13 protein-coding genes are annotated in these 15,100 nt (G+C 54.3%); 6 read left to right on the top strand and 7 right to left on the bottom strand.

The annotated features are described in order from the left end of the window. Positions 1 to 85: 85 nt before the first annotated feature. From FHW71_RS17545 to FHW71_RS17530, 4 genes are read right to left on the bottom strand one after another with little or no spacing between them, the layout of a single operon-like run. Positions 86 to 1,021: an ROK family protein gene (locus FHW71_RS17545; RefSeq protein ID WP_179452386.1), complete on the bottom strand. Its 936-nt coding sequence runs from the start codon at positions 1,019 to 1,021 to the stop codon at positions 86 to 88. After that, positions 1,018 to 1,884 (bottom strand): ABC transporter permease, encoded by an 867-nt coding sequence (locus tag FHW71_RS17540; RefSeq protein ID WP_179452387.1) that lies wholly within the window; start codon positions 1,882 to 1,884, stop codon positions 1,018 to 1,020. The genes FHW71_RS17545 and FHW71_RS17540 overlap by 4 nt, the downstream gene beginning before the upstream one ends. Then, the gene (locus FHW71_RS17535) at positions 1,884 to 2,804 is read right to left on the bottom strand and encodes an ABC transporter permease (protein WP_179452388.1); all 921 of its coding nucleotides are present in this window, start codon (positions 2,802 to 2,804) and stop codon (positions 1,884 to 1,886) included. Before FHW71_RS17535 ends, FHW71_RS17540 begins: the two co-directional genes overlap by 1 nt. A gap of 18 nt (positions 2,805 to 2,822) precedes the next feature. Continuing rightward, complete coding sequence (locus tag FHW71_RS17530; protein ID WP_179452389.1) at positions 2,823 to 4,358, bottom strand: ABC transporter substrate-binding protein; 1,536 nt, start codon at positions 4,356 to 4,358, stop codon at positions 2,823 to 2,825. Between the two features lie 340 nt (positions 4,359 to 4,698). On the opposite strand from FHW71_RS17530, the gene FHW71_RS17525 reads away from it, so the two are divergent. From FHW71_RS17525 to FHW71_RS17515, 3 genes are read left to right on the top strand one after another with little or no spacing between them, the layout of a single operon-like run. Further along, positions 4,699 to 5,832, top strand: coding sequence for an ROK family transcriptional regulator (locus FHW71_RS17525; RefSeq protein WP_154183068.1), 1,134 nt, complete (start codon positions 4,699 to 4,701; stop codon positions 5,830 to 5,832). A gap of 11 nt (positions 5,833 to 5,843) precedes the next feature. After that, positions 5,844 to 7,286, top strand: coding sequence for a M81 family metallopeptidase (locus tag FHW71_RS17520; protein ID WP_179452390.1), 1,443 nt, complete (start codon positions 5,844 to 5,846; stop codon positions 7,284 to 7,286). Then, positions 7,283 to 9,085: an ABC transporter ATP-binding protein gene (locus FHW71_RS17515; protein WP_179452391.1), complete on the top strand. Its 1,803-nt coding sequence runs from the start codon at positions 7,283 to 7,285 to the stop codon at positions 9,083 to 9,085. The genes FHW71_RS17520 and FHW71_RS17515 overlap by 4 nt, the downstream gene beginning before the upstream one ends. A 68-nt stretch (positions 9,086 to 9,153) precedes the next feature. Here the strand turns inward: FHW71_RS17515 and FHW71_RS17510 are convergent, their stop codons facing one another. Continuing rightward, the gene (locus FHW71_RS17510; protein WP_179452392.1) at positions 9,154 to 9,534 is read right to left on the bottom strand and encodes a tautomerase family protein; all 381 of its coding nucleotides are present in this window, start codon (positions 9,532 to 9,534) and stop codon (positions 9,154 to 9,156) included. Continuing rightward, positions 9,534 to 9,842 (bottom strand): carboxymuconolactone decarboxylase family protein, encoded by a 309-nt coding sequence (locus FHW71_RS17505; protein ID WP_179452393.1) that lies wholly within the window; start codon positions 9,840 to 9,842, stop codon positions 9,534 to 9,536. The genes FHW71_RS17510 and FHW71_RS17505 overlap by 1 nt, the downstream gene beginning before the upstream one ends. 99 nt (positions 9,843 to 9,941) lie before the next feature. On the opposite strand from FHW71_RS17505, the gene FHW71_RS17500 reads away from it, so the two are divergent. Continuing rightward, the gene (locus tag FHW71_RS17500; RefSeq protein WP_179452394.1) at positions 9,942 to 10,841 is read left to right on the top strand and encodes a LysR substrate-binding domain-containing protein; all 900 of its coding nucleotides are present in this window, start codon (positions 9,942 to 9,944) and stop codon (positions 10,839 to 10,841) included. Between the two features lie 689 nt (positions 10,842 to 11,530). Continuing rightward, positions 11,531 to 11,821 (top strand): hypothetical protein, encoded by a 291-nt coding sequence (locus FHW71_RS17495; protein WP_008108088.1) that lies wholly within the window; start codon positions 11,531 to 11,533, stop codon positions 11,819 to 11,821. A 75-nt stretch (positions 11,822 to 11,896) separates the two neighbouring features. On the opposite strand, the gene FHW71_RS17490 is transcribed toward FHW71_RS17495, so the two are convergent. Beyond that, on the bottom strand, positions 11,897 to 13,171 hold the full coding sequence (locus tag FHW71_RS17490; RefSeq protein ID WP_179452395.1) for a Glu/Leu/Phe/Val dehydrogenase: 1,275 nt from the start codon (positions 13,169 to 13,171) through the stop codon (positions 11,897 to 11,899). Positions 13,172 to 13,691: 520 nt separating this feature from the next. On the opposite strand from FHW71_RS17490, the gene FHW71_RS17485 reads away from it, so the two are divergent. Next, positions 13,692 to 15,092 carry an amino acid permease gene (locus tag FHW71_RS17485; RefSeq protein ID WP_179452583.1) on the top strand — a complete coding sequence of 467 codons (1,401 nt, stop codon included), beginning with the start codon at positions 13,692 to 13,694 and terminating at the stop codon, positions 15,090 to 15,092. The last annotated feature ends 8 nt before the right edge of the window (positions 15,093 to 15,100 follow it).

The following is a 15,100-nucleotide window of genomic DNA, read 5'->3' as shown; positions in this document are numbered from 1 at the left end:
GAGAAGTATGAGCGGCGTATGATAGCGCAAAAATGTGTGAAGGGTTGGCGTTACGATGCGGCAGAGGTCGCCATAAATGGCGACCCTACCTTGTCTGACGTGCTAACAACGCCGCACCCATCATGCCGCCGTGATGCGCGAACTCGCCCGGCACAACTAAGCGATGCGCGGTGCGACGCAGCGCGTAGCCCTGCACCACCTCATCTAACGCCGCGATTAGCGGAGCCACTGAAGCCAATCCGCCGCCAACCGCCACGCGTGACGCGCCGGTGATGTTGATGCTGTACGCCAGCGGCTGACCGACAATTTGCAACCATGCCTGAATGGTTTGCTGCGCCTGCACATCCTGTTGCTGCCAGCGTTCAATAATTTCCACGCTGCTCGCCGTGCGGTCATGTAGCGTTTGATGCAGATTTTCCAGCCCGCGCGCGCCGCCGTAGCTGTCGAGACAGCCTTTTTGGCCGCACGGACACGCCTTGCGCGGCAGTCGACGCGTGACGCCATCGATCTCCACTTCGGTTAGCGTGATCGGCCCATGTCCCCATTCGCCGGTCAAACCGTTCTGCCCGGTGATGATGCGGCCATCCGCCACCAATCCGCCGCCAACGCCCGAACCGAGAATTGCGCCAAATACCACTTTGTGCCCTTTGCCCGCACCCGCCAGCGCTTCCGCCAGCGTGAAACAGTCGGCATCGTTATGCACAATCACCTCGCGTTGCAGGATCGCGCCCAGCTCGTTCGCCAAACTGCGCTGATGAAACGCGGGAATATTGCTGGCAAACATCTCGCCGGAATCCGGTGCCACAATGCCCGCCGTAGAAATCGCCACCGGACTGCTGGCAGTAAAATGCAGGTGATATTGGGCAATCATGCGACTCACCAGCGCTGTGAACTCGTCCCAGCTTGCCGCCGGGATTTTTTGCTGATCGAGAAGGGTTAATTCATCCTGCGCATTCATTACGCCTAACTTAATAAAAGAGCCGCCCAGATCGAGGCAAATCACCGCAGATTGTCTACTCATAAACGTTTATCCATCACATCACGCAAACCGTCGCCCAGCACATTGAAGCCCAGCACGGTAATCAAAATCGCCAATCCGGGGAAGAGAGACACATAAATATTCAGCCCGAGGAAGTTGCGCCCATCGCTCATCATGGTGCCCCACTCCGGCATCGGTGGCTGCACGCCTAAACCGAGGAATGACAGGCTAGCGGCAGACAGCACCACCGCGCCCGCCGTCAGCGTTGATTGCACAATCAGCGGGCCTATTGAGTTACGCAGAATGTAATGGGTAACGATGCGCGGATAGCGCACACCGAGCATATGCGCCGCTTCGATGTACTCCATGTTCTTCAGGCCCAGCGTCAGGTTGCGGCTCAGACGCGCATAGACCGGAATCGAGAACAGCGAGATGGCGATCAGCATATTGGTCAGCCCTTCACCGAGCACGCTAACGATCAGAATCGCCAGCACGATGCCGGGAAAGGCGAAGATGATATCCATCACCCACATGATCAGCGCATCAATTTTGCGTCCGGCTAAGCCGGAAATGATGCCGAGCGGAATGCCGATCACCATTGAGATGGCGACGCTGAGGCTCACCTCAAACAGCGTGATGCGCGCGCCGTAAATCACGCGCGAGAAAATGTCGCGGCCATAATCGTCGGTACCAAACCAGTGCGCGGCCGACGGCGCTTGCAAAGTATTCAGCAGATCCTGCTCCACCGGATCCCAATGCGTAATCAGCGGAGCCAGCGCGGCGGCCAGCACCACCAGCAGCACTAACGCACCGCCAATGGCAATCGACGGATTCGTCATCAAAATGCTAATCAGGTGTCGGTTGCGCGAGCGCGGCGGCAGCACGGAAGTTTCAATGCTGTTCATCAGTCGAACCTTATTTTTGGATTGAGCAGGCCAATCAGGATTTCACCGACCAGATTCATCAGCACCACGCCGGTAACCGCCACCAACGTCACGCCCTGAATCACTGGATAATCGCGGTAGCGCACCGAATCCACCAGCAAGCGGCCAATGCCCGGCCAGTTGAACACCGATTCGGTCACCACCGCGCCGCCAATCAGGCTGCCGAAGTTGAGCGCCACGATGGTGACAATCGGGATCAGCGCATTACGCAGCGCATGTTTCCAGTTAATGCTGGCGGAGGATAATCCCTTGGCTTTGGCAGTACGGATGTAATCCTGACTCAGCACATCCAGCATGCTGGAACGCGTCATGCGCGCGATCATCGCCATCGGCAAGATCGCCAGCGTGACAGTCGGCATGATGTAGTTTTTCCACGAATCGGCGCCCAGCAGCGGTAACCAACCCAGCTCAACGGCGAAGTAATTCATCGCCAGTAGCGCCAGCCAGAAGTTGGCAATCGACGCACCGGCAATGGTCAGCACCATCACGATTTGATCCGGAATGCGCTGACGATAGATGGCGCCGGTCATGCCCGCCGGCACACCAATTGCAATCGCCAGCAGATACGCCAGCGCCGCCAGCGATAAGGTGTACGGCAACCGCTCGCTGATCTCGGTCATCACCGGACGCTGCGACTGCAACGACAAGCCAAGGTTGCCGTGCAGCGCTTCCGCCGCGAATTTGACATATTGCAGCGGCAGCGGCTGATCGAGCCCCAGCCGCATGCGCATGCTGTCCACCGCTTCTTGCGGCGCTTCCGGTCCCGCCATCAGCCGCGCCGGATCGCCCGGCAGCGCGCGGATGGCGATAAACACGATAATCGATACGCCGAAAATGATTAACGGCAGCGAAAGCACCTTTTTTGCGACGTACGCTTTCATATCACATCAACCATTGGGTTATTGCTTCACCGCGTCGCGTACGACGATTTGTCCGCCCGGCTGCATCACCACGCCGCTGATATTTTTACGGGCGGCATAGAGATCGTCCTGATAGAACAGCAGCACCTGCGGCGCTAATCCGCTGATCTGTTTTTGCGCCTGGAAGTAGAGATCTTTGCGTTTAGCATCGTCGAGCGTCGATGCAGCGGTATCGATCAGATCATCGGTTTGCTTGTCGCTGAAGAAGCCCAGATTAGCCCCGCCCGGCGCAAAGCTGCTGGTGTGATAGAGCGGACGCAGCTGCAGATCCGAACCATACAAACCAGAAGACCAGGACGCCAGCACCGCATCGGTGCCCTGCGCGGCTTTCTCTTTGCCATCGGCAAACGCCGCTTTGGTCCACACGCCGCTCTCCATCTGGCGCACGTTAAGTTTCACGCCGATTTTGCTCCACATGCCCTGCAACACTTGTGCGGTGCGCGCATCCGGAGCCTGCACCGCAATCGACATCGGGAAACCGTCGGCGTAACCCGCCGCTTTCAGCAGATCTTTGGCTTTTTGCAGGTCATACGGATAGTCATGCAGCGCTTTGTCGTAGTTAGGATCGACCGGTGCCAGCGCGGAGTTCGCCGGTTGCGCATAACCAAACATGATGGCTTTCACCAGCCCCTGCTGGTCGGTGGCAAGGTTCAACGCCCGACGCACGCGCACATCACTCAGCGCTTTGCTTTGGGTGTTGAGATCGACCCAGAACACCGCCGCACCCGGCGACTGTTTGAGATTAACGTTGGCGTTATTTTTCAACATGCCAGCAAACTGCGGCGGCACCGGGTTAATAATATCGACCTGCCCCGATTGCAGCGCCATATTCATCACTGAAGGCTCGCTGCTCCACGTCCATTTAATTTCATCCGGACCGGAAGATTCCCCCCAATAGTCAGGATTCTTTTGTTCAAGTACATATTCGCCGGATTTATATTGCACCAGTTTATAAGGCCCGGTGCCGTCAGCTTTATTGTTGATGCTGCCGGCTTTATCCGCTGTTGGACTCACCATTAATCCCGGACCGGAGGCTAATACCGTTAAAAAGGCCGGATTGATTTTTTTCAGCTGAAACGTGACGGTGAGATCGTCTTTTTTCTTCACGTCCTGAATAAAGGTGCGAATTTTCCCACTACCGGCCAATCCGCGCTGCGTATTTAAATGACGCTGGAAGTTTTCCACTACCGCGTCGGCATTAAATGGCGTGCCGTCGTGGAATTTCACATTTGGACGCAGGGTGAAGGTCCAGTTAAGTCCGCTGTCATCGGATGTCCAGGATAATGCTAGCGCTGGACTGATTTTGCCGTCATCACCGAGACGCGTCAGGCCTTCGTACATCGGGTCCAGCACCGTGCCGGTAAAGGTCGCGGTTTGGTTGCCGGGGTCCATGCTGCGCGGCGGTTCGTTCTGCATGATCACCAGCTGGCTGGCAAAAACCGTGGCGCTCGCCATCGACGCCAATAAACAACCGGCCAGCGTCAGTACCTTGAAATGCTTGTGTTTGCTTTCCATGAAGGCCCTCAATGAATCATTGAAACGATCGGTGAATGAACATTTATTTGTTATGCAGTGATGCATTCCGGACGGTCGCCATTAATGGCGACCCTACGATCGCCAGGCGAGGTTTTCGTAAGGTGCGCATTAATGCGCACCGGTATATTGCCGTTAATTCCGTCCCGACAACTGTCGCATTGCGCTATATAAGCCACACTCACTAAACAAAAGCCAATAGGTTGGTTCATATAATTTACTTATAATCAGATCTGCATTCAGAAATTTAACTAAATATCGTTGTATTTGTTTTCTGTCCTTATTATTGTCAGCGCATAGTGCTAACGCCGTGAGAACCTCAATGCTCAATGCCCACCAGCAACAAATTCTGCGCTTACTTATTGCGTCGCATGGCATGAGCCGCACCGCGCTTGCGGAAAAAATGAAATTAAGCAAAGCCGCAATTAGCCCGCTGGTGAAAGAGATGCTGCAGGCTGGATTGCTGGAAGAGAGTGTTCCGGAATCCAGCGGCCAGGGTCGTCCATCGGTGTTATTAAAAATGCGTGCCGATAGCGCCTATTTTCTCGGTGCCTCGCTGCTTGGCGAGCGCGTAGTTTTAGTGCTGATTGATATGCACGGCCGCACGCTGGCCGCTACGCAAATGCCGTTGAATCTCGATCCGCCGCAGCTGGCAAAAATGATTGCGGCGGCGATTCCCGATCTGATTGCGCAGAAATCGATTTCGCAAGATCAGCTGATTGGGTTGGGCGTGACGCTGTCCGGATTTGTCGATGAACATCAGGCGATTTGCGTGCAGTCGGCGCTGCTGGGCTGGAAAAACGTGCCGCTGGCGGAACTGCTGAAACAGCAAACCGGGCTGGAAGTGTCGTTAGAAAACGATGCCAAAGCGTTAGCGGTGAGCGAGAAGATTTTCGGCGTGGCGAAAAAGGCGCGCAACTTTACCCTGATATCACACGGTGACGGCATTGGCTCGGCACACTTCTTTCAGGGCCAGCTGCACCGTGGCGCACACGGCGCTGCCGGTGAAATCGCCCACTGCACCATCGAACCCGGCGGACGTCCTTGCCGCTGCGGCAAACGCGGCTGCCTCGATACGCTGGCCTCGTTAACCGCCATCCGCGAAAGCGTGCGTGATAAAGCGCTGGAGAGTGAATCGATTGCCGAACTGGAAGCGCTGGCGGTGAAAGGCAACAGCGCGGCGATTGCCATTCTGCATCAGGCCGGCCACGCGCTGGGCTTGTCGATCGCCAATATCATCCAGATGAATGACCCCGAATTAATTGTGATTGCACATCAGCCCGATTCGTTTGATGGCTTGCTGAAAACCGTGGTGATGCAGGCAGTCGACAGCCATGTGCTGCCGTCGATCATCGGCAAAACGCCGATTTCAAGCATGGCAATCAACGAAGAGAGCTGGGCCAGAGCCGCAGCCAGTGTGGCGGCGTATCGTTTTATCATTCACTTACCCGACTAGCGGAGGCTGCTATGCGCATTGCTTTTGGTGGAATTCATACTGAGTGCAGCACTTATAATCCGGTGCTGAATTATGCCGACGACTTCCGCATCGTGCGCGGGGATGAACTCACCACCAATCCTTACTTCGCCTTTCTGCAGGATTATGATGCCGAATTTCTGCCCACCTTCCACGCGCGCGCCATCGCCGGTGGTCCGGTAGCGCGCATCACCTACGACGATTTTAAGCAGGATTTCCTGACACGCCTCGCGGCACATTTGCCGGTGGATGGCGTCTATCTCGCCATGCACGGCGCGGTTTATGTTGAAGGCATGGAAGATGCCGAAGGCGACTGGATCAGCGCCACGCGCGAGTTGGTCGGCGCGGATTGCCCGATCACCGTCAGCTACGATCTGCACGGCAACGTCACGCAGCGCATCATTGATGCCATCGATATGTTCTCGACTTACCGCACCGCGCCACACATTGATGTCGAAGAGACCATGCGCCGCTCGGTATCGATGCTGGTGAAAAGTCTGCATACCGGCGTCAAACCCGGCGTGGTGTGGGCACCGATTCCGGTGGTGTTACCCGGCGAGCGCACCAGCACTGAAGATGAACCGGCTAAAAGTTTGTACGCCCGCTTGCCCGCGATAAACCAGCTGGAGCACATTTGGGACGCCTCGCTGATGGTCGGTTACGTCTGGGCCGATGAACCGCGCGCCACGGCTGCCGCGATCATGACCGGCACCGATGCCGATGTGCTGGCGGAACAGGCGGCAAAACTGGCGCTGGCTTACTGGCAGGCGCGCGATGAATTCAGCTTTGGCTGCGTCACCGGCAGCATTGAAGAGTGCGTCAGCATGGCTATCGCCAGCGAAACCGCGCCGGTGATTCTGGCCGATTCCGGTGATAATCCGACCGGCGGCGGCGTTGGCGATCGCGCGGATGTGTTGGTGGAACTGATTCGCCGGGATGCGCAGGAGGTTATCGTCGCCGGTATTACCGATAAACCCGCCACCGATGAAGCATTTGCTGCCGGCGTTGGCGCAACCTTAACACTAACCATTGGCGCGTCTCTCGATCCGGCCGGTGGCAAAGTGCAGGCTGAATTTGTGGTGAAACATCTCAGCGACGATCCGCGTTCGCTGGCGAAACAGGCGCTGCTGCAAACCGGCGGCATTACGCTGGTGGTCGCCGATCGTCGCCGCCCGTATCACAACCTGGCGGATTTCGCCCTGCTCGGCCTCGATCCCGCTGCCGCTAAAATTGTGGTGGTGAAGTCGGGTTATCTGTCGCCGGAGCTGGCACCGCTAGCCAATCCAAACCTGATGGCGCTGTCAGAAGGCGTGGTCGATCAGTATGTGGAACGATTAACCCGCAAACGCAAATTGCAGCCCGCCTATCCATTTGATACGGATTTCAGCTTCCTGCCGGTAAGCAGTTTGTCCGCACGCTTTGTGAAAGCAAAATGAACATGCCAGCCTCCGCAGTCGAACCGGTGCTGCGCATCGAAAACCTGACCGTTGCCTTTCGCGTTGACGATCAATGGCGCGAAGTGGTGAAGAACCTGTCGCTCACCGTTAATGCCGGTGAAACGCTGGCGATTGTCGGTGAATCCGGTTCGGGGAAAAGCGTCACTTCGATGGCGATCATGCGCTTACTTAACATGCGCCACGCGCGCGTCAGCGGCAAAGTGCTGCTAAATGGCGTCGATCTGCTAACGCTGAGCGAATCCGCCATGCGAGATATTCGCGGTAATGCGGTGGCAATGATATTTCAGGAACCGATGACCAGCCTGAATCCGTCGTTCACCATCGGCAATCAAATTGCTGAGGCGCTGATCAATCACCGGAAAATCAGCAAACGTGCCGCGCGTGAAGAGACCATTCGTTTGCTGGAGAAAGTGCGCATTCCCAATGCGGCGAAACGCTTTAATGATTATCCGCACCATTTTTCCGGCGGCATGCGCCAGCGCGTGATGATTGCCATGGCGCTGGCGCTGCGACCCAAACTGCTGATTGCCGATGAACCAACTACTGCGCTCGACGTTACCATTCAGGGGCAAATTCTTGACCTGATTAAGACCTTGCAGGAAGAGGAAGGCACGGCGGTGCTGTTTATTACCCACGATATGGGCGTGGTAGCGGAAGTGTCGGATCGCACGCTGGTGATGTATCAAGGTGATGTGATGGAAACCGGTACAACTGCTGCGATTTTTTCCGCGCCCGCTGCCGATTATACCCGCACGCTGATTGCGACCGTGCCGCAGCTTGGCGCGATGCGTGGCATTGCTGGGCCACGTAAGTTTTCCTTTGATGAGCACCACGCGCCTGATGCCAGCCGCGTATCCACATCGCAGCAGCCGCTGCTGTCGGTGAAAAATCTCAGCACCCGTTTCAGCATTCACGAAGGTGTATTCAGCCGTAAAACCGGCGCGGTACATGCGGTGGAAAACATCTCGTTTGATTTGATGCCGGGCGAAACCTTGTCGCTGGTCGGCGAATCCGGTTGTGGAAAATCCACCACCGGACGTTCATTGACGCGCCTGGTTATGCCCGATGCTGGCGAAGTGGCGTTTGATGGATACGACGTACTGAATCTATCAACTCACGAGCTACGCACCTTGCGCCGCGCCATGCAGATGATTTTTCAGGACCCGTTCGCCAGCCTCAATCCGCGCATGTCTGTGCTGGAAGCACTCACCGAACCTTTCCTGCAACATCGCCTGGGCAGCAAAACCGAGGCGCGCGCGAAAGCCGCCTCGCTGATGGAGCGCGTCGGGTTATCCGCCAGCATGATGAAACGCTATCCACACGAATTTTCTGGCGGCCAGCGCCAGCGTATCTGCATTGCCCGTGCGTTGATGCTCGATCCGAAAATGATCATCGCCGATGAATCGGTGTCGGCGCTGGATGTGACGGTGAAGGCGCAAATCATCAATCTGCTGCTCGATCTGCAACAAAGCCTCGGCTTGTCGTATCTGTTTATTTCGCACGATATGGCGGTGGTCGAGCGCATCAGCCATCGTGTGGCGGTGATGCTGCTCGGTGAGATCGTCGAGATTGGACCGCGCGCGGCGATTTTTGAAAATCCACAGCATGACTACACTCGCAAACTGCTGTCGTCGGTGCCGGTGCCCGATCCGACGCGACGTCATGTGAAGCGGCAGATTGACATCAGCGAGCTGAAAAGCCCGGTGCGTGCGTTGGGATTTGTGCCTGAAACGCGGCGTTATCGCGAGGTGAGTGACGGGCATTGGGTGATGGAATAAGCGCTTTTGTAGGGTGCGCATTCATGCCCACCTGGTAGAAGGTCGCCATGAATGGCGACCCTACGCAGTTACAGCGCAAACATCTTTCCGCCGCTAAAACTCCAGTCTTCGGGCTGGGTTTGCTGAATAATGATCATTAAATCATTGGGATCAAGATTGAGGCGCTGCTGCAGGCGTTCACTCAGCATCTGATAAGTTACGCGCTTCTGTTCCGTGCTGCGCGATTTGCCTGCCACGATGTTCAGCAACACACAGCGATCGCTACGACCGCCGCTGAGATAATGGCGATCATAAATAAAACGCTGCGCCGCCAGCGATTCAATCACCTGGAAACGGTCGTCTGGCGGTACGTTGAACTCGGCGACCAGCACCTCATGCAACGTGTCCGATAAAGTTTGCAGATCGGCATCGCTCCAGCCTTCACGCACAGTAATTCGGGTCATCGGCATCAGTTGTTCTCCTGTTGCAGCAAAGCCAGCACGGTGACCGCAGCGGGCCAACCGGCGTAAAATGCCTGATGGGTAAATAACTCCACCAGCTCTTCACGACTAAGTCCGTTCTGCTGCGCAAATTCAAGATGCCACGGCAGTTGCTGCTCGCGGCCCAAAGCGCTGAGCGTGGCGAGCGTGATCAAACTGCGCTCACGCGGTGACAGCACTGCGCGCTGCCAGATATCGCCAAACAACACCTGCTGGGTTAACTCGGCTAACTTCGGTGCGGCCTGCTGTAAAGAATCGCGATCCAGTGACTTACTCATGATTTTCTCCGGCATTGAATAGGCAGCGATTGTGGCGCGCTGCTACAATCCTGAAAATCACATTATTCAGGACTTATAGTCCCGATTTTAAGGATGTTTATGGAGAAGATTCCGGTCTCGCTTGATAGCGATGCGCTGCGCAGCTTTGTGTTGGGAATCGAGTGCGGCAGCTTCGCGCTGGCGGCGCAGCAACTGTGCCGCTCGACGTCGGCGGTCAGCGCCCAGTTAAAAAAGCTGGAACAACAGTGCGGTATGGCGCTGGTGACCAAACGCGGTCGTCATCTGGCGCTCACGCCCGGCGGCGAAATTCTGCTGAGCTATGCGCGTCGTCTGCTCAGCCTGAATGATGAAGCATGGCGCGCGATGCGCGGCGAGTTGTTGCAGGGTGATGTGCGTATCGGCATGCAGGAAGATTTCGGTGAATCGCTGATGCCGGGCATTCTTGGCCCGTTTAGCCGCCAGCATCCGAGTGTGCGTATCAGCGCGCGCGTCGATCGCAATCAGCCGTTGTTGCAAGCGATGGCCGAACAAAGTCTCGATATGGCGCTACTTTGGCAAGGTGATAATTTACCTGCGCAAAGTGAGTTGCTGGGCCAGACGCCGCTGGCGTGGATTGGCGCGCAAGAGTTCGATATTCGCGGCTTGCTCGCGCGTGGTGAAGCTATACCGCTGGTGATGTTTGAAGCACCGTGTCTCATGCGGACACGTGCGCTGAGCGTGCTGGAACAGGCTGGGCTCGACTGGCGCGTGGTGTTTACCAGCCACAGTTTGAGTGGCGTGTGGGCGGCGGTGCAGGCTGGATTGGGGATCACCTTGCGTAGCCAGATTGGTTTACCTGCGGGATTGCATTCCCTGAACGCTCAACTGCCCGCCGTGGGAAGTATGGGTATCGCACTGTGGCAACATAATGCTAACGATGCCGCCCAGCAAATGCTGGCGCAGCTTACGCGACATGCGGTGGCGGGATATCTTCCGCTTATCAAACGGACATTAAAGTGAAACTGGGATAAAGCGGAGAGGTGCGGCCCATTCCTGCTAGTTTCCGCCCTGCACGCTTCAGTTAAATCAAACCTTCCGCGGCTATTTTGCAGGCAGAATGTTTCCCGCATTATTCTCTCATACACAACAGACAAAATACCGCTCGGCTATTAGGATGATGAGTGTGGAAATATTGCCAGGCGTGTTCCGGTGAATAAAAAGATCCCATAAAAACACGATTATCGTAGGCCGGCGCCATACGACAGCTTTCACGGTGCAAGTCACAGCAACCCTCGCTATCTTCCTGAGCAAAGACATAAAAATCCGTTGTAGTTAATTTCATCCGCGACACCTCGTGGGCAGAGATAAATACTAATGAATAAAAATCTTTAAAATCGCCCGTTGCGGATACTATTTTCGAAATTTTTAGCAACCAGCTCACAGTGAGCTGAAATTAATTATAGCCTGCGAGAAACCTGCTGTCTTTAATTAAAGAAAAAGAGATTATTTAAGCAGAGCGCAATAAAATTGAAATTTAAATAATTATATTTTAATTCCCCCTTTGTCGTTACGCTTAACAGGGCCAATATTTACTGTTAATGGCGGTAATTATTTATAAATATTCACTAAGATTTATCTTAAAAAAAAGATCTCCATTTTTGATCATTTAAACTTAAGTAAACTTAAATTTAAACGCCGGAGATAATACTATGTTCAGTTACACTATCCGTGTCGAATTGAAAGAACCCACCGCTGGCACGCAAATAGAACTGCTCTATGCGATGCTTGAGAATGGTTTTGCGCGCAGTTTAGTCTGTGAGAAAGGGTATGCGTACGTGTTACCCACCAATGAATACGTCTATGTAGGTAGCGAAAATATAAGGAGTTTAACTGACAGAATTGTCACTTTGGTGAGTGAATTTAGCGAAGATCCTTCGGTGATGATTACCCAATCTGCCGCGAGGTGCTGGTCAGGGCTGCGCGGCGTAAACCTCGCATGAAAGATAAGATAAACGCCCTCTCACGGCAAAGACGGCGTTTATCTGCTAATTTGAATAAACTTAAAATTTAATTAATTAGCCTGGATAAATACCGCGATCTTTACGTGCCAACAGAATACGTTCGCAGGCAACGATAAAAGCAGCAGTACGCAATGAGCAGCGCTTTTCAGCGGCCTTATCCCAAACGTGAACCATCGCTTCAGTCATGATGCGGTCCATACGCTGGTTAATCTCATCTTCGCTCCAGAAGAAGCTCGCCATATCCTGTACCCATTCGAAGTAACTCACCGTTACCCCGCCTGCGTTACAGATTACGTCTGGCACCACCTGCACGCCGCGACTCGCCAGCATATCATCCGCATCCGGATACGTTGGGCCGTTAGCCCCTTCCAGCACTAATTTGGCACTGATGATTTCAGCGCGCTCGCGGGTAATTTGCCCTTCCAGCGCAGCCGGGATCAGGATATCCATGGCGGTGGTCCAGAACTGCTCTCTGTCGATCTCACGCGCACCTGGGAAACCGGCAATCTGTTTATGTTCGATCTGCCACGCAGTCAGCGCCGCTAAATCAATGCCGCCTTCGTTGAGTAAGGTTGCGGTGTGATCCTGAATCACCACCACGCGCGCACCGGCTTCGGCGAACAGACGCGCCGCTTCGCTACCCACATTACCAAAGCCCTGCAACGCGACGCGTGCGCCTTCAATGGTGATGTTGGAGCGTTTTGCCACTTCGCGACCGGTAATAAATACGCCACGGCCCGTGGCTTTCTCACGGCCTAACGAGCCGCCAAGATGAATCGGTTTACCGGTGACCACGCCGGTAATGGTGGTGCCGTGGTTCATCGAGTAGGTATCCATCATCCACGCCATGACTTTGCCATTCGTACCGACGTCGGGCGCGGGAATATCTTTCTGCGGACCGATAATCAAACCGATTTCGCTGGTGTAGCGACGGGTTAAGCGCTCCAGTTCACCTTCAGACAGCGAGTGCGGATCGACACGGATACCACCTTTTGCGCCACCATAAGGCAGATTGACCGCCGCACATTTTATGGTCATCCAGGCTGACAGCGCCATCACTTCATTCAGGTCGACTGCAGGATGGTAACGTACGCCCCCTTTGCCCGGTCCGCGCGAGAGATTGTGCTGTACGCGATAGCCTTCAAAGTGGCGAATCGAGCCGTCATCCATCTGCACCGGGATGTCGACAATCAGTGCTCTTTTCGGATGACGCAGGGTTTCTATCCAGCGAGACAATTCACCAAGATGAGGCGCAACGCGGTCAATTTGGCTCAGGTAGGTAGTCCAGGGAGATGTACTGCTTTCAGAAGCGTAAGATAACTTTTCCATGAGAAGCCTGTAGGTTCAGAGTTATTTATATTGAAAAGACGTGGAAAGGTGATGCATTGCACTAGACGGAAAGTAATTTAACACCTTTTAAGAAAAGCGGGTTGCGTTGAATAAGGAGGATTTAACTTTTTCGATACAAAAATTCGCGAATGAGTGAATAAATAAGCATTAAAAAACCCCCTCCTATGACGCATAAATATGCGATATATATTCACTAAATTGCATAAAATTTGATTTTATTCCTATTTTTCAGTTCTTTGATGATCATCAAAAAGTGAATAAACTGTTATTTTTCCGCATTGACTTTGTTAACTCACGCCACCACGATGAGTAAAACCTAGCCGGAAACCTCCATCATGAATTAGCGTTTTATTAATTTCGTTTTTCTTTCATCTATTTAAACGTGCTTCTTTAAGGTTCAACCCCTTATTTGCCATTGATGCTTGCGGGCAGGCATCGTCATGCGTCTTTTTGCCAGACTGAAGGAATCATTGTGTCTAACAAACCTACACAAGGGCAGATTCAGCCTGCTCGGGCTCTCGACGCCCCGCAAAAACTGCAGCGAGGACTGAGCGAACGTCATATTCAGATGATCGCGCTGGGCGGATCGATCGGTACCGGGCTGTTTATGGGCGCGGGACGCAATATTGCGGTGGCCGGAACCTCGATATTAATCATCTACATTCTGGTCGGGTTCTTCAGCTATATGGTGATGCGGGCGATGGGCGAAGTGCTGCTTAGTCGGCTCGACTATCGCTCTTTTGCCGATTTTGTCGGTGATTACCTTGGGCCGAAAGCCAGCTTCTTTCTCGGTTGGTCTTATTGGCTAAGTTGGGTAGTGACCTGTATTGCGGATGTGGTGGTGTGCGGCGCGTATATGCAGTATTGGTTCCCGGAAATGTCGGCGTGGATACCCGCGTTGTTCACCCTCGGCATTCTGTGTCTGTTTAACATGTTGTCGGTGAAGGCTTTTGGTGAAGCTGAATTTTGGTTTGCGCTGATCAAAGTGATTACCATCATCGCGCTGATTCTCACCGGCGGATGGATGGTGTTTAGCGGCTGGACCTCGCCGGATGGCGTTAAAGCTTCGGTACATAACCTCACCGATCCCGCCGTGTTTATGCCGCATGGCATCACCGGTTTTCTTGCTGGTTTCCAAATCGCGATTTTCTCTTACACCGGCATTGAGCTGCTCGGCACCATGACGGCAGAAACGCGCGATCCCGAGAAAATTTTGCCGCGTGCAATTAACTCTCTGCCACTGCGGATTGTGATTTTCTACATGCTCTCGATGATGGTGATCATCGCGGTGACGTCATGGCAAGGCGTGTCGCCCGATACCAGCCCATTCGTAACGCTGTTTGCCAAAGCCGGATTGCCCGCTGCGGCGGCGATCATTAATTTCGTGGCGCTCACTTCGGCAATGTCCTCCGCCAACAGTGGCGTCTACTCCAGCACCCGCATGTTATATGGCTTGTCCGTCGAGAAGCATGCGCACTGGCAGTTCCGTATTCTGTCGCGCACCACGCGTATTCCGCTGCGCAGCCTGCTTTTTTCCTGTTTCTGCATGCTGAGCGGCACCTTGCTGCTGTTCCTGGTGCCGAATGTGACAACGCTGTTCACCATCGTTTCAACGCTGGCCGCGATTCTGGTGATCTACTGCTGGGGCATGATTCTGGTCTCATATCTGGTGTATCGCAGGCAGCGTCCAGACCTGCATCAAAAATCCAAATTTAAGATGCCCGGCGGCAGAGTGACGGCCTGGGGAACACTGATGTTCTTCCTGTTCTCGGTGGTGATCATGATATTTGATCCCGACACGCTCGCCGCATTAGCCGCTTCACCGGCGTGGTTTATTGCGCTGTGGCTGTGTTGGAAGATGAAGGAGAAGCGGAAAACGGCTGTGAAGGTAGCGGCCTGATCGGGCCG

Origin of the sequence: Enterobacter sp. Sphag1F (assembly GCF_014193275.1) — a bacterium.
Classification (GTDB): Bacteria; Pseudomonadota; Gammaproteobacteria; order Enterobacterales; family Enterobacteriaceae; genus Pantoea; species Pantoea symbiotica.
This window is presented reverse-complemented; position numbering and strand designations above follow the sequence as displayed.

What these genes read in the sequence shown, in the direction of transcription:
- FHW71_RS17540 (WP_179452387.1), bottom strand. Translation starts at nt 1,884, where the DNA reads ATGAACAGCATTGAAACTTCCGTGCTGCCGCCGCGCTCGCGCAACCGA.
- FHW71_RS17510 (WP_179452392.1), bottom strand. Translation starts at nt 9,534, where the DNA reads ATGCCGATGACCCGAATTACTGTGCGTGAAGGCTGGAGCGATGCCGAT.
- FHW71_RS17490 (WP_179452395.1), bottom strand. Translation starts at nt 13,171, where the DNA reads ATGGAAAAGTTATCTTACGCTTCTGAAAGCAGTACATCTCCCTGGACT.
- FHW71_RS17535 (WP_179452388.1), bottom strand. Translation starts at nt 2,804, where the DNA reads ATGAAAGCGTACGTCGCAAAAAAGGTGCTTTCGCTGCCGTTAATCATT.
- FHW71_RS17530 (WP_179452389.1), bottom strand. Translation starts at nt 4,358, where the DNA reads ATGGAAAGCAAACACAAGCATTTCAAGGTACTGACGCTGGCCGGTTGT.
- FHW71_RS17525 (WP_154183068.1), top strand. Translation starts at nt 4,699, where the DNA reads ATGCTCAATGCCCACCAGCAACAAATTCTGCGCTTACTTATTGCGTCG.
- FHW71_RS17495 (WP_008108088.1), top strand. Translation starts at nt 11,531, where the DNA reads ATGTTCAGTTACACTATCCGTGTCGAATTGAAAGAACCCACCGCTGGC.
- FHW71_RS17545 (WP_179452386.1), bottom strand. Translation starts at nt 1,021, where the DNA reads ATGAGTAGACAATCTGCGGTGATTTGCCTCGATCTGGGCGGCTCTTTT.
- FHW71_RS17520 (WP_179452390.1), top strand. Translation starts at nt 5,844, where the DNA reads ATGCGCATTGCTTTTGGTGGAATTCATACTGAGTGCAGCACTTATAAT.
- FHW71_RS17505 (WP_179452393.1), bottom strand. Translation starts at nt 9,842, where the DNA reads ATGAGTAAGTCACTGGATCGCGATTCTTTACAGCAGGCCGCACCGAAG.
- FHW71_RS17515 (WP_179452391.1), top strand. Translation starts at nt 7,283, where the DNA reads ATGAACATGCCAGCCTCCGCAGTCGAACCGGTGCTGCGCATCGAAAAC.
- FHW71_RS17500 (WP_179452394.1), top strand. Translation starts at nt 9,942, where the DNA reads ATGGAGAAGATTCCGGTCTCGCTTGATAGCGATGCGCTGCGCAGCTTT.